Raw genomic sequence first — 15,667 nt, forward strand, 5'->3', positions numbered from 1 at the left:
ATCTGCCCTAGAAAGCCGCAGCAGCCTTCGATCACTCCCTCGAAGTTATACATCTCATGATCGAAGGCAAGCTTGGCATTCCGATGAAGCGGGTTGAAATAATGAAGCTGCGGGCAGTCTTTAAGGATTTCTTCGATCGATTTGACGGGAAATCCCTTATCTCCAACCATTATTCCGCTTTGAATGCCATTCTGTTTCACAAAACTGTCATAGAAAGTCAGGTCGAGCATATTGCCGGGAAAGCACTGCGAACAGATGGGTTCCATTTTTTCCAGATCAAAAGCATAGAGTACGGAAATATCCCGTCTTCCTTTCAGTCTGGCTTTTCTGGAAAATTCCGAAAGCGTGTTTTGCCTGGAATCGTTCGACTTCAGTGTTCCATCGATCAGAAGATGATCATCAATCCCAACTTTAGCTGCCCGGTTTTTCATGAACTTCAGAATTCGGTTACACGTTTTTCCAAGATCTTTTTGAAATATGCTGATCGTATTCTTGCTCATTGCGGTTTCAGGCATCAGTTCTGTCAGAAATGATTCATCGCAACTCTCTTTGAGTTCGCAGTCTTTGATATGCGGATAGCAGACGCGAAGAATGGCCATGCACAGAATCTTATCTGCATCCTGACGATTATAGACCTGAAGCAGTTCATCCAACAGGTCAGCGGACAGCCTGAAACAGAGTTCAACATTGGCCCAGTCCCTGAGAACCGTCTCAGATGTATGAACAGCAGAGGAAGACGGTTCTTCAAGAGGTACGAACTTACCGTTAATAATGTGGCCGATGGTAGGGCCATCGACCGGATAACAATGGCCGTTCTTGCGGACACAGCCGACTCGCTGCTTGACAGCGTATCGATCCTTGTTTTTTCCATAGGCATAGACAATCGAATTTTTGGGACGTGGGACGGCACGAATCTCAGCTGGGACAGACATTTTTGGCTCCTTTTCGTATAGTGTATTTATATCTGTCTTATATCATTAAATAATCTATACAGGGAGGATTTTTATAATAAAAATGAAATTTCTCAGAATCAAATTGATTTACGATTTTTGCTTAATAATGCTTGTTAATCGCATGTCTGGTCATGAAGCCAGGCAGAATTAAAAGAGAGCCTCGAAAAAAGGCTCTCTAATGAGATAAAGTTTCAAAAACGAGCGATTAGTATAGTTAAGCTCGTTGGGAAAGTTCTAATTAATTGTTTTTGTCAATTGAAAACTGGTCCAGTTGCGTAATTGAAAACTGATCCACTTTGGAACTCCGCTCTTAAAGCTGGTTATTGGACGCGTTTCCGTAAATATAGAATCGTGCTTCCTGCTGCCGTAAAGAGAAGGATCCAGAACCAGACAAAAGTCAGATTTCCTGTATTTGGCGGCCAAGCGGGCTTTGGAGCGGCGGATTTAACCATATTCACAAAGACAGGCTCTTTGTCATAGGTAACGGCTGCTGCCAGTTTTCCCGAGCTGTCTTTTTCAATTTTAACGTTCACTTTGAACTGCGACGAGTCGTATTCAATGCTGGTATCCTTTCCGGCCTTTTCACGAAGAATCAGTTCTTCTGTGCCTTCCTGGTCGAAAGCCAGCGGATCAAAGACAATCGATCCGTCCTTTTTGTTGGTGACGGTCTGAATGACGTTTCCATCGTGAACAAGTTCAAAGGAAAATGCCCCTTCCTTGAGGGTTCCGTTTTTCAGCTGCTTTTTCGCGGCGACTGCAACCCTTACCGGCTCGGTCGCGGAGGATGTATACACATTATGAAATGGGAGATTCTGCGGCCAGACGACGGAAATAGTCAGTGCACCTTCCTTAAGGGACACATTGTAGCTCCACTTGAGCAGGGTGCTGTCGTAGTGAATATTTTGATCCTCTCCGGCATTTTCCTGCAGGGTGATTTCGTAATGACCGGGCTTTACAAAGCGAAGTTCCTTGCCGAAAAAGGCAATATCGCCATTGGCCGCATTGGTAACTTCCTGCGGACTGTCCCATAAATTGCCGTCGACGAATACGCCATCCGCGACGTCCGTTTTCAGACTCCAGGTAAAATGGAATTCATTTTCTTCGAGTGTTTTGCCGCTCAGTTCCTTTGTACCAAACGGGAGCGCATCGGCAACAGCGGGAATCGCGGCAATTGGATTTTCAAAAAGAATCTGATCGACCGGCTGATCATTGCGGAAGATTCTGGGCTGCTGAGCAGTAAGCACGCCCTGTCCGTTATCGACTACATCGATTTCAATTCGATATTTGGCCGAATCAAACTGCAGAGCTTCCTGCGGATAACCGGAGACGGCAGGGAGTTCTTCCAGCTGGTATACATAAGTTCCAGCCTTGTGGAACGTCTGATTTTTCAAAATATCAAAGGCGCCTTGAGGCGAATACAAAACGCTTTGTACCCCTTTTGGATCCGTCATCAGAAAACGGAAGATCGCATCTTCGATTCCAGAATCCGCTGTGGAGGAGAGAACAATTTTTCCTCCAGTTAGGGAAACGGCACTCTGTTCATCGAACTGCGGCGCATAGAGATTTTCAAACTGAAGCGCGTTCGCGTCGTAGTCGGCGTGATTGAGATACGTAATATGCGCCTGCAAACTGGCGGTTCGCGTATCAAGAGCTACTTCGGCCATCACATAATGAAGACTCGCATCCTGTTCAATGGCCGGCGAATGGGTTGGATCTTCCTGAATCTGGAAGAAGTAGCGTCCCGGCTTTAAAAACTGAATGTTTTCAAAGGAAAAGTCGGCTGGAGTGCCGTTTTCTGCAGCTCCAGAATAGACGGGATCCGAGATCTGAATGCTTTTGTCTGCAATCGCCTGGATCGTTTCCGGATTTGCACCGGAAAGAGTAAACGAGAATTCATTGGCTGCCATATCGCGTCCCTGCAACGTTTTCTCACCCTGGATCGATGCGATGGCTGGGGAATACTCGTAATGGTTGGTCAGCACGGCCTGCTCTGGAGTGAGAGGCTGATGATCCTGCGTAAAATACTGTGGCGTGCAGACTACGGTTTCCGTGCCGTACACCAGTGCTCGGGTAACCACCACGTCCAGAAGAATCTTCTGATTGCTTGCCGACATGCCAGGAACAGCCGGGTTGAGGGACTCAATTGGATCTTCGCTGATCTCGTAATGGTACGTCTTGCCGATGTGTGAAGAATCAAAGGAAATCGCCGGGAACTGCACTAGCGATCCGGCATTGGCAGCCTGAACGGACCCATTGGAAGTTCCCGCAGGCATCGGAGCGTCTTCATTGAGTGCGTGAAGGGTAAAGGAAAACGTAAATGCGTCAGGGGCGGCTATGCCACTTTGTTCGCTGTCTGAACCGTTTGGAAACGCTGCAATCTGTTTGGTGATGGAAGGACTGTACTGGGTTTCCTGCGCATTATACGCATTGGTAAATACGGCGGAACCGACTGCGTTCTGAACCGATTCGCCCTGATCATTTCGCAGCTGAATAATCTGGGGGGGGCCGACCTGCATCGTTCCGTTGCCGCCATCGGTTACCGTGATCTGCACCGCATACACGCTCAGGGAATTTGAGACGCCGGGAAGAGATTCTTCCGGTTCTTTTTCATAGATCGCGTAAATGTATTGACCGGGACGATCAAACGTAACCGATCCAAAGTCAAACGCTCTCGAAGCGTCCGATTCCTGAACGACCGCATTCGCTTTTTGCGGCAGCGGGGCGTTCGCCGGGGAAAGGGCACGGACTTCAAAAGTAAAGGAATCGCCATTCTGCCAGTTTCTGCCGGTGAGGACTTTTTCGCCGCGCAGATAACTCTGATCCGGCGTCAGCGTTAATGGGCTCAGGGAATACGTATTCACAAAATGAATGGATGCGCGCGTACCCGGGATGAATTCAAGGGCTTCTGAGGAATTGCTGTCGCTTTCCTCCGTTTGACTTCCATGAATCGTATGAACCGAGCAGGTGAAACCCGGAACAGGGGTTTCTTCGATTTGAAGGGAAGAATACAAAGGAACATTTTTAAGACGGATGGACTGTGTGCTGGAAAGTCTGAACGATGCTTTTCCGTTTGTGAACGACAGCTGATCGTCCTGATGCTCCGTATTTTCGATATCGATCTCTCCAGTAAAGGGAGTTCCATCCGGCTGAGTCAGTGTGGCTTCGTAAGTAAATACCGTATCGGGAGCGGGGTAATCGTCCTGGGAAAGCACGGTTTTTGAAATGGTGACGGAATGGTCGAGAGAGAGATCGAGCCGTCCGTTATTTCCAAGATACAGACGATAGGATGAACCGTCTGTTTCGCTCTCTTTTTCCAGTGTCGTAAGGTTTTTTTCGGTTTCGGTCGGATTGTTTTCTTTAAGCGCGGTCTGTAACGCTGTAGGATCAGAATGTTCGGCATTATAAAACTCGTTTTCCGCTGCAGGGGTAAAGGAAGCCCAGGCTGCGCGACGGCTTTCCCATTGATTGGAAAAGAAACTGTACATGCTGATTTGCCGCGCGGTCGAGCTTTGGGCATGGGTGTTCAACCAGTTGACCGATTCCAGCGAGCTATCGTTTTTGATTCCTTTTAAAGCATCTTTCATAGAAATATTCAGGCTCGCCGTTGTCTGCACGGAAATCGGAATCGCATAAGTGACTTGTGCCGAATCGCTCATGTTTTCTTTTTCCGGCAGGGACGTGCGCGCATACACATCAAGTGGAAGAAGGACTGCCGGAATCTGGGTTTCGAGAATATCGCCAATTCCGTGCTGTCCTTTGGTGATCGTCACCTTGATATCGGACAGATTGGCCATGACGCCTGATGCGTTAGTCGGCACTTGCCCAGAGAAGCGATAGAAAACAACATTTCCATTTGCACTTTGCGAGACAGGAGAATATTCCTGCCCGTTTACCGAAAGGATGGGATCGTCATACTGCATCCACTCACCGGCTTCGTCGTGCAGGGTGATATACCCGGAACTTTCTGGAGCGTTCGGATCGGTCTGGGTCGGATAGCCGCTTCCGCCGTCCATCGTCTGGAAAACAAAGTCAAAGGCGGCTTCCAGATCGGCTGGATTGTCGGCGCTCATATAATACTGATCGGAAGAGCGCGGCCCGAGGTCTTCGGAATACAGGGTGGCGTCCGGAAAGTTCGAAGAAACCGCCTGCATGAAGCGGTTTGTATTTTCCTGGCCATTGACCAGCGCAACGTCGACATTGGGATCAGCACCAGGGAAAATGCCGATCGAATAGATCCTGGCTCCGGATTTTCGAATGCTGCTGGCCGCCGAAACCGCTTCGTTGGCGATGGAACGGGTGAAACCGTAACCGTTCGAGGGCATGCCGTCGGTAAAAAAGATGACGATCTTGCTGCGGCCGTCCTGCTGGGATTCCTGAATCATTTTCTCGCCTTCCTGGAGGCCAAGGTTGCAGTAGGTAACGCCTTGGACCGAAAGCGCGTTAACGCAGTTCCGAAGGGACTGTATATCGCTGGTCAAAGGGATTTCCACCTTTGCATCATCGTTATACGTAATAATTCCGAGATTGGATTTCAGGGAATTCTCCCCGATCTCGCTGTTTGATTTTTCCAGACTGTTGATAAACAGATTCACGGAATCTTTCATGGCTTCAATACGCGTCATTCCGGAATCGTTATAGCTGGCTATCATGCTTCCAGAAGTGTCGAGAACCATGACAACATCTACCGGATTGCTTAAAAGACCGGTAACGTTCGTCCAGCTTGAAAGCGCGGAGAGCGATACGTCAAACGAGGAATCTTCCGGCTGACTGGCCGTATGCAGCTGGACGTTTTTGGAAACAAGAATTTCCCCGATCCTCGACATGGACGTCTGCAGAGAACTGTACGGATCTGCGGACATGGAAAAAGAAATCGTATGATCGGCATTACAGCCGCTTGCCGCTTCGCGGGGCGTCAGAACGCGTTCACCGCCTGCAAAGCTGCCGGCCGAAGGCGAGGATCCTTCTGCATCGTGATCCGCTTGCTGTGTCGTTTCCATAGTCTGCGAAACCTTTGCGGATGAGAAGTTCGTTTCCTGCGCATGAGAGGGAACGATGGAAACGCCGTATCCCAGACAAAGCGCAAAAATGACCAGCCAGGAAAGCATCCAGTGCAGGAAACCGGATTGTTTTTGCCTTCGCTTTTTGTAAAAGACCTTTTGGGACTGATCTTTACCATATACATGTTTTTGATTGTTCCACCGCTTCATAAAAGCCTCCCTTACTGTCATGGCTGTCCACATGCTCTCATCTGAAATGTATCATTTTGAAAAAATACAATCCGTTGCGGTGACTAAGATATTTAAATGAGACATTATGATCCGAAACAGTAAGAAACTGTCAAAAATGTTGAATTATTCAGCAAACTGAACGTGTTACGTCAATGCCATTCGGTTAACTTAATGACATTGTACTTCGATGAAAAAAACGGAAGAACGTGAACGAGTAATGTTCAGTTCTTCCGATTCGTCTTTTCGTCAATGGAAGAGCGAGCAATTTGAAATTTCAAATCCGCTCGGCAAATGTCCGAATCCTTAGTTTTTGAGACTGGCAGAAATCGCCGCAATGGCTCCATCGCTTGCTGCGGTTACAACCTGACGCACTTTTTTCGCCCGAATATCTCCGATGGCATAAACGCCGTCCAGATTGGTTTCCATCGATTCATCGGTTAGAATGTAGCCGGCTTCATCGGTTTTCACGCCTTTGAAAAGCGGGGAATTTGGAATGGCACCCGCATAAACGAAAATACCGGCACCTGGATCGGTAATAATACGCTCCGATCCATCGTTCAGATCGGTCAGGGTGAGAGTGTCGACTTGTTCGTTTCCGCTCACTTCAGTAAGGGCGCTGTGGGCAATGACTTCAATGCGGTCGTTATCGGCGACTTTTTCACGGAACTCAGCAATACAGGCCAGAGCCGGTTCAATGCAGACCAGATAAACCTTATTCGCAAATTCGGAAAGATACAGTGCTTCTTTCACGGCCCCGTCTGCACCGCCAATAACATAAACATCTTTACCGGCATACGTTTTGGCATCTCTCGGCGCGTTCAGATACATGCCTGGATTGTCTTCACCGGGAATGCCCAGTTTCTTCTTTGTTCCGCCGGCCGCAATGATTACGACGGGAGCGGTATATGTATTCTGCTCGGTCACTACCGTTTTCATTGGCTGATCGAGTTTTGTATCGATAACTTTTTCCTCAACGACTTCCACGTTGTAGCGATCTGCCTGATCCTGCATGCGCTTCGCAAATTCTGCACCGGTTTCCTGGTCCAGAACGCCTTCGTAATGGGTAATGCAGGAGACGTTCTTAATGAGGCCGCCTACACCGTTTTCATCCAGGACAACAACGTCCCTGCCGCGGCTTTTCGCATAAACAGCAGCGCTGATTCCCGCAGGACCTGCGCCGACAATAATCATATCGTACATAAATAAACCTCCGCTTCTGCCCCCAAACCCGCAAAAAATAAGAATCCTGAGCGGTCAGCTCGAGAAGAAGTTTTGCCGGGAGCAGATTCATCTATATTTTATAAGCGGGGAACAGGTGGAGCTTGTAATCTGCTCATGTCTGTTTTGACCTGCAAAGGAATGAAAAAGGGAGCGGGGAAGAAAGAATCAGACTCAAATTCTATGTTTATTCCATCGCCTTCCTGGTTCGAAATAATCGAATACCTGGTTTTAATGGGGAAGGGTAACGAATACATAAAAATGCCAGAGAGAAAAGCGAGATCCGTCTTTTCCGTCTGGCGTTTTCGCGTTGAAATAGATTGCCTTCAATCCAATTGTTTACGCAGCTGGCGCAATTACGTTAAAAAGCGCTAAGTTCGACTTCGTTCGTGAATCTGTTCTGGATCTGCTGGCGCAATTTCGTTTAAAAAGCGCTGAAGTTCGGCTTCGTTCGCAAATCCGTTCTGGATCTGTTCTTCAGTTAAAAGACTTTCCAGATCTTTTCTGCTTACCGACAGACTGTCGCCGTTTTTATCCTGTACGCGGATTTCCTGCAGAGCAGGGGTTAATGCCAGTATGATTTTGCAGCGGTCTTTCCAGGAATGAACCTCGGATTCAGAAAACTGATTCAGGGTGCAGTCTTCCGTTTTCCATATCCAGATTCGAGATTGTGGATCTTCCGTGTAGTCCATTGTGAAAGAGACGGGCCTGTGATCCACCGTGAAATTCGGCCAGCACAGCGGCATTCGCTGAGTGTCGCCTGGAGATCCGTTCATATACGGAGCGTAATAGCGGCCCATCGCATTAATAATCTCCCCATCCCGGTAAATGACTTCTCCCTTAAGCGTAATTTGCTGGACGGACTGCGGAAAGTCGACTTCAACGGTTTCTTTCTGGCTGAGCAGGCCGCTCCCGCCATAGAGCGTCAGTTCGCAGTTTTCATTGCTGGCGTCGCAGGCGATCTGGCTTTTTACAAATCCGATGGAAGGACTCGTACCGGCTATAACAAGAACGGTGGAGTTTCCATCCTCGCTTTGATACTGCGACCGGATGTAGACATCCTGTACCTCCAGACGGCTGCCGTGAAAAAACAGAACGCCGGACCCGATGCCAAGAACCAGACAGAGAAGGATCAGAACGGTGACGATCACCCGATTTTTTCGAAGCGTACGCCCTGTCTTTTTCAGGGCGTTTTTTACAGGAATGTCCTGTACGTCCGGGATCTCTGGGACGGGTTGACGCATCGCATCCCATTCGGCTTTGCATTTCGGACACTGATCGATATGTCTCTGGATAAACGCACTGCTTAACGGGCTGGTCAGTCCTTCCACGTAAAGAGGAAGAAGATCCTGTACCAGTTCACATTGCGTATTGGAATCAACGAATTCCTTGTCGAAAGCCGTCTCCATATTCATTGAATTTTCTGTATTCGCATTCCTTTTATCTGGATTGTTCTCCGGTAAATTCATCATTTTACATTCCCCTCTTTCCTTAGCCATAATTCGCGAAGCTTTTCCTTGCCTCGATAAAACATCACCCGGCTCCACGTTTCGCTTCTGCCCAGTATTTCTCCGATTTCCCGATAGCTCATGAAACAGAAAATTCTCAGATACAGGATTTCCCGGTACGGTTCAGAAAGCTCATGCAGGCATCCAAAAATGCGCAGATCCCTTTGTTTCGGATCGAAGGAGAACATTTCTTCTGCCAATGGAACATGATTCTTCTGCCGCCGCATAGCATCGCAGTACAGATTTTTTGCGATCGAGCAAAGCCATGAGGAAAGGGAACTGTTTCCCTGGAACGTATCGATTTTCAGAGCCGCCTTCAGAAAGGTTTCCTGCATCAGGTCTTCGGATAAAGCTGGATTCTGACTGAGCGAGAGCAGATACAAGTACACCTTGCGGGAATAGGTTCTGTACATCTGATCAAGATCCTGATTCATCGTGTTCCTCCTTTCACTTATAAGACGCAGGAACGCTGTACTTTGTTACATTCAGGAGAGATTTATTTTCAAAATTTGAAATTTGTCTGAGGAAATCAATCATACCGCCATCCTGCTGTCTTAGAAATCCCGTATATGGAATGCAAAACGAATCCAGAAAGAAAAAAAGGAGGACGAATCGAGTTTACGAATTGATCCTCCTGAAAATGGAAATGGTTTGTGGAACAGGATTTGCGCAAGAGGAATGGAGGAATCCGATCGGGAAGGCGCAGACCTTCTCGTCAGTTCCGCGCTTTGCCGATCAGCCATTCATCTTTTTTCATCCTTCTTTTTTTCACCATTCTTTTTGACTTAGTCTATTCGATATTCGAGTAGCCCATGAGGTATTCATCGACTTCTCTGGCACACTCCCGGCCTTCCATCAGCGCCCAGACGACCAGAGACTGGCCGCGACGGCAGTCGCCGCACGCGAACAGCGCGTCAGATACGCGTTTTCCGCCGGCTTCTGTTTCGATGGTGTTTCGAGCGGTAAGCGGCAGATCAAATTCGCTGGCCAGAGACTGCGGTACGCCCACAAATCCAGCCGCGATCAGCAGCAGATCGCAGGGAAGCGTCTGTTCTGTACCTTCAATCGGTTTAAAGCCCGGACCAACTTCTACGGTCGTTACGCTTTCAATATGCCCGTCCTGTTCGGTAATGGAGGCGATCGTCGTCTGGAAACGACGCGGATCTTCTCCAAATCGTTCTATAGCTTCTTTTTGCCCGTAATCGGTTTTCAGGACTTTGGGCCATTCCGGCCATGGATTGTTTTCAGCGCGGTGCAGCGGCGGCTTGGGCATCATTTCCAGAGCAGTAACGGATTTGCAGTGCTGACGAAGAACGGTTCCTGTGCAGTCATTTCCCGTATCCCCGCCGCCGACGATAATCACGTTTTTGTCTTTGGCCGAAATCAGAAAATCGGTACCGGCCAGAACATCCTTAGTCGTCTGCCGCAAAAAATCGACCGCATAATATACGCCGCCAAGCGCCGTGTCGACTCCATTCAGACTGCGCGGCACGATGCTGCCGGCTGCCAGAACGATCGCGTCGTACTGCGTTTTTAGCTGTTCAAAGGAAATGTCCCTGCCGGCTTCTACGCCGCAAAGAAAAGCCACGCCTTCCTGTTCGAGCAGATGGATGCGCCGTTCAACGACTGACTTGTCGAGTTTCATGTTGGGAATGCCGTACATCAGAAGTCCGCCAGGACGATCGTCCTTTTCATAGACATCCACAAAGTGACCGCGCCGATTGAGATAGTTTGCGCAGCTCAGACCGGAAGGACCGGAACCGATGATCGCCACGCGCTTTCCGGTCTGTTCCTCAATTTCGGCCGGCTTGACCCAGCCGTTTTTAAACCCGTTTTCAATAATGAAAAACTCGTTGTCATGAACCGTGGTCGGCTGTGAATCGATGCCGTTGATGCACGCCTTTTCACAGAGCGCAGGGCAGATCCGGCTGGTAAATTCAGGAAACGGGTTCGTTTTCAAAAGCCGGATGAGGGCGTACTGATCGTTTTTGAGGGCGAGCTGTTCGTTCCATTCCGGAATGAGATTGTGAAGCGGACAGCCTGTCGTCATTCCGTTCAGGGAAATCGCGGACTGACAGAACGGAACGCCGCAGTGCATGCAGCGCGCCGCCTGTTCTCTTCTTCGGCTTTCGTCTAAGGGACGATGAAATTCGCCAAACGTTTTCAAACGTTCGGATTCCGGAAGAATCGGGTCATCCTGCCTGGTGTATTCAAGAAATCCAAAGTTCTTTTCCATAGTGACATCGTCCTTTCTAGTGCGGATAGGCCATCTCAAAGGCTTTGAGAGCGGCTTCCTGTTCGCTGTAGCCCAGATCTTCAAGCGCCTTGATATCTGTGCGGATTTTCTGGTAATCGCGCGGCACGATTTTCTTGAACTGATCGAGCTTCGTCCGATAGTCCTTTAAAAGCGATGCGGCTAAAGGACTGCCGGTCGCTTTCACATGGTCTTTAAGAATGGCTTCAAGGGCCTCAATATCGGTTTTGCTTTCCAGCATTTCCAGATCGACAAGTTCCGGGTTCACATGGAGATACAGCTCATGCTCTCGATCGAGCACGTAGGCGATGCCGCCGCTCATGCCGGCCGCAAAGTTTTTGCCGACCGGACCTAAAACCACGGCCGTTCCGCCAGTCATGTATTCGAGTCCGTGATCGCCGCAGCCCTCACAGACCGCCACGGCGCCAGAGTTTCGAACGCAGAAGCGTTCGCCGGCTTTTCCGTTGATGAACGCTTTGCCCGAAGTGGCTCCATAAAGCGCCACATTGCCGATGATCACATTTTCTTCCGGTTTAAAGCCGGAAACTTTTGGCGGATAAATGGCCAGCGTACCGCCAGAAAGACCTTTTCCAAGGTAATCGTTGGCATCGCCTTCACATTCCAGGCGGAGCCCTTGCGGAATGAACGCGCCAAAGGACTGTCCGGCACCGCCATGCGCCCGTACGGTAATCAGATCTTCGTCCAGCGTTTCGCCTTTGGCTAAAGAGCGGGTCATTTCACTGCCAAGAATCGTGCCAAAGGTGCGGTTGGTCGAACAGATGTCGACATCCATCTCACACGCTTTTCTGCGTTTCAGATTTTTGCGCAGCGCAGGAAGGAGCACATCCACATCCAGACTCTGTTCGAGATGAAAATCAAACGCCTGACCGCTTTGATGATGGATCGGTTCAATGCCTTTGAGAAGATCATCAAGATGAGCAAGTTCGGCGCGTTCGAGTGCCTGCGTATTTCGGACTTTCAGACAGCTGGCCGCCTGACCAACCATTTCATCGAGCGTCGCAAAGCCCAGTTCAGCCATGATTTCGCGCAGTTCCATGGCGGTAAAACGCATGAAGTTCATGACGTATTCCGGTTTGCCCTTAAAGCGCTTGCGCAGTTCTTCGTTCTGAGTCGCAATGCCAAACGGACACGTATCGAGTGAGCAGACGCGCATCATGCGGCAGCCCATGGATACGAGCGGAGCCGTCGCAAAGCCAAATTCTTCCGCGCCAAGTAACGCCGCGATGGCGACATCGATTCCGCTCATGAGCTTGCCGTCCGTTTCGAGAATCACCTGCTGACGCAGACCATTGGCACTCAGTTCCTTATGCGACTGAATGAGACCGAGCTCCCAGGGAAGACCTGCATGATGGATCGAACTCTGGCCGGCAGCGCCGGTACCGCCGTCGTAGCCGGAAATCAGGATGACCGCCGCACCGGCCTTGGCGACACCGCAGGCGACGGTGCCTACCCCGTTTTCCGAACAGAGCTTGACGGAAATTCTGGCGTCTCGATTCGCGTTTTTCAAATCGAAAATGAGCTGGGCGAGATCTTCAATCGAGTAAATATCGTGGTGAGGAGGCGGAGAAATCAGCGTTACGCCTGGCGTGGAACAGCGCGTTTTCGCGATCCACGGATACACTTTGCCGCCTGGCAGATGACCGCCTTCGCCCGGCTTGGCGCCCTGCGCCATCTTGATCTGAATTTCGCTGGCGGAGCAGAGATAGGCGGAATCGACGCCAAAGCGGCCGGAAGCAACCTGCTTAATGGCGGAATTGCGCAAGGTTCCATAGCGTTCGGGCCGTTCGCCGCCTTCCCCGGAGTTCGAACGGCCGCCCAGACGGTTCATGGCTTCCGCCATGCATTCGTGCGCTTCCTGAGAAATGGACCCATACGACATGGCCCCCGTTTTAAAGCGTTTCACGATCGATTCAACGGGTTCGACATCTTCCAGCGGAATCGATGGACGGCTTCCCTCAAAACAAAGAAGGTTGCGCAGGTTATGGGGTGCATTTTCGTCATGAATCCGTTTCGAATACGCTTTGAACAAGTCATAATCCCCGGTCTGCACTGCGCTCTGGAGCATAACAATCGCTTCTGGAGAATACAGGTGGTCTTCCTTGCCTTTGCCCGAGCGCAGCTTATGAAAGCCGATCGAATCGAGAGACGTATTGGCGCGCAATCCGAGCGGATCGAAGGCACGGGCGTGGCGCCAGAGCAGATCTTCTTCGATTTCCTTCAGACCAATACCGCCGATTTCGTACTGCGTATTCGTGAAGTACGCGTCGATAACGTCTTTGGAAATACCTACGGCTTCAAAAATCTGAGCACCCTGATACGACTGGAGGGTGGAAATGCCCATTTTGGCGGCAATTTTGACGATGCCCGAAAGGACCGCCTGATTGTAGTCTTCGATGGCTTTGGAAGGTTCCTTATCGAGAATGTCCTTGTCGATCAGCTCTTCGATGCATTCGTGGGCGAGATACGGATAAATGCCGCTGGCACCAAAACCGAGCAAAGCCGCAAATTCATGGACCGTTTTCGGCTCGCCGCTTTCGAGAAGAATCGACATGGCCGTCTTCTTTTTCGTAGCGACCAGATGCTGTTCAAGGGCCGAAACCGCAAGCAGACTCGGAATCGCCATATGGCTTTCGTCCACGCCCTGGTCGGAAAGAATCAGAATCGAACAGCCGTCTCGGTATGCCCGGTCGCATTCGATAAACAGCTGATCGAGCGCGTCCTTGAGGGGCATTCCTTTGTAAAAGAGCAGGGAAATGACGCGGGATTTCAGTCCCGGCTGATTGAGACTGCGAATTTTGTCCATGTCGCTGGCATCGAGAATGGGATGATTGATTTCCAGCAGTGCGCAGTTGCCGGCTTTTTCTTCGAGAAGATTTCCAGAAGAACCAATATAGATGGTCGTATCGGTAACGACTTTTTCGCGCAGCGAATCGATCGGCGGATTGGTGACCTGCGCGAACAGCTGCTTGAAATAATGAAAGAGCGTGGGATGAAGTTTCGAGAGCAGCGCTAACGGAACATCGGTTCCCATGGAAGCAATCGGTTCTTTTGCTTCTCTGGCCATCGGCAAAATCTGATCGTTCACATCTTCGTAAGTGTAGCCGAAATTGCGGTACAGTTCGTCGCGCAGTTTCTGCTCGTGCATCTGCGGTTTTCGATCGCGCGATTTGAGATCTTCGAGATGCATGAGTTTCAGGCTCAGCCATTCGCCATACGGGTGAGAACTGGCGTAGCGCGCTTTCAGTTCTTCATCAGGAATCAGGCGGCCTTCCTTCGTATCGATCAGCAGCATTCGGCCGGGCATCAGCCGCGATTTTTCGACGATCTGATCCGGTTCAATATCGAGTACGCCGACTTCCGAAGAAAGAATGAACTGCCCGTCTTTGGTGATGTAGTAGCGCGCTGGACGCAGACCGTTTCGATCAAGAACTGCCCCGCACACTTCGCCATCGGAAAACAGAATGGCCGCTGGACCGTCCCAGGGTTCCATCATGGTCGCGTAGTAGTGATAAAAGTCCTTGCGCTTTGGATCCATCGGGACATGCTTCCACGGTTCGGGAATGCAGATTGCAACCGCCTTGGCCAGATCCATGCCGTTCATCGTCAGAAATTCGAGTGTATTGTCGAGCATGGCTGAATCGGATCCATCCGGATTAATGACGGGAAGGACTTTTTTATACTGGGTGTCGATCAGCGGACTCGTCATGCTTTCTTCACGCGCCAGCATGCGGTTTGCATTGCCGCGAATTGTGTTGATTTCGCCGTTGTGCGCAATCATCCGGTTGGGATGCGCGCGTTTCCAGCTTGGTTTTGTGTTGGTCGAAAAGCGGGAATGCACGATTGCGATAGCACTCTGATAGTCTTCCGACTGCAGATCCAGATAAAACCGCCGCAGCTGATCCACTAAAAACATGCCTTTGTAGACGATCGTCCGGCAGGAAAGCGACGCGACGTATGTGTGCGGACAGCTCTTTTCAAACTCGCGGCGAAGCACATAGAGCAGACGATCAAAGTCCTTGCGCGTCTTTACTGTATCTGGCGCTTTGAGAAACGCCTGCCAGATGGAGGGCATGCATTCTTTTGCGGGTTCGCCAAGAATTTCTTCCTGAACGGGCACCTTTCGCCAGCCCAGAAACGTACAGTCTTCCTTGCGGGCCATCGTCACAAACAGCTTTTTGGCCTGGTTTCGTTCGAGTTCATTTTGCGGAAAGAAAAACATGCCGATGCCGGTACGGCCATTGGGGACGTAGTCGATATCGATCTGCCGGCAGGCCTTGGTGAAAAAGGTATCGCTGACCTGCAGAAGAATGCCGACTCCATCGCCTACCGTTCCGCTGGCATCTTTTCCGGCGCGGTGTTCGAGCTTTTCGACAATATGGAGCGCCTGGTCGACAACGTGATGGGAAGGCGTACCGTCCATCTGACAGACGGTACCGATGCCGCAGGCATCGTGTTCTTTCAGGAATTCATTCATAAGGATTTCCT

6 protein-coding genes and 1 pseudogene are annotated in these 15,667 nt (G+C 50.1%); all 7 read right to left on the minus strand.

The window, feature by feature from the left end:
- Positions 1–932: pseudogene (locus Afil_RS02795) on the minus strand (hypothetical protein); the annotation flags it as partial.
- A 341-nt stretch (positions 933–1,273) separates the two neighbouring features.
- Positions 1,274–6,058 carry a Spy0128 family protein gene (locus tag Afil_RS02800; RefSeq protein WP_230267000.1) on the minus strand — a complete coding sequence of 1,595 codons (4,785 nt, stop codon included), beginning with the start codon at positions 6,056–6,058 and terminating at the stop codon, positions 1,274–1,276.
- A 426-nt stretch (positions 6,059–6,484) separates the two neighbouring features.
- Positions 6,485–7,381, minus strand: a complete 897-nt coding sequence (locus tag Afil_RS02805) for an NAD(P)/FAD-dependent oxidoreductase (protein ID WP_230267001.1) — start codon at positions 7,379–7,381, stop codon at positions 6,485–6,487.
- A 389-nt stretch (positions 7,382–7,770) separates the two neighbouring features.
- Entirely contained in the window at positions 7,771–8,814 is a 1,044-nt protein-coding gene (locus Afil_RS02810) for a zf-HC2 domain-containing protein (RefSeq protein ID WP_230267002.1), read from the minus strand.
- 53 nt (positions 8,815–8,867) lie between these two features.
- Entirely contained in the window at positions 8,868–9,341 is a 474-nt protein-coding gene (locus Afil_RS02815; protein WP_230267003.1) for an RNA polymerase sigma factor, read from the minus strand.
- A 356-nt stretch (positions 9,342–9,697) separates the two neighbouring features.
- A complete protein-coding gene (locus Afil_RS02820) occupies positions 9,698–11,143 on the minus strand; it encodes a glutamate synthase subunit beta (RefSeq protein ID WP_230267004.1) in 1,446 nt (481 codons plus the stop codon).
- A 16-nt stretch (positions 11,144–11,159) separates the two neighbouring features.
- The gene (gene gltB, locus Afil_RS02825; RefSeq protein WP_230267005.1) at positions 11,160–15,656 is read right to left on the minus strand and encodes a glutamate synthase large subunit; all 4,497 of its coding nucleotides are present in this window, start codon (positions 15,654–15,656) and stop codon (positions 11,160–11,162) included.
- Positions 15,657–15,667 lie beyond the last annotated feature (11 nt).

Origin of the sequence: Allobaculum fili (assembly GCF_020969955.1) — a bacterium.
Lineage (GTDB): Bacteria > Bacillota_I > Bacilli_A > Erysipelotrichales > Erysipelotrichaceae > Allobaculum > Allobaculum fili.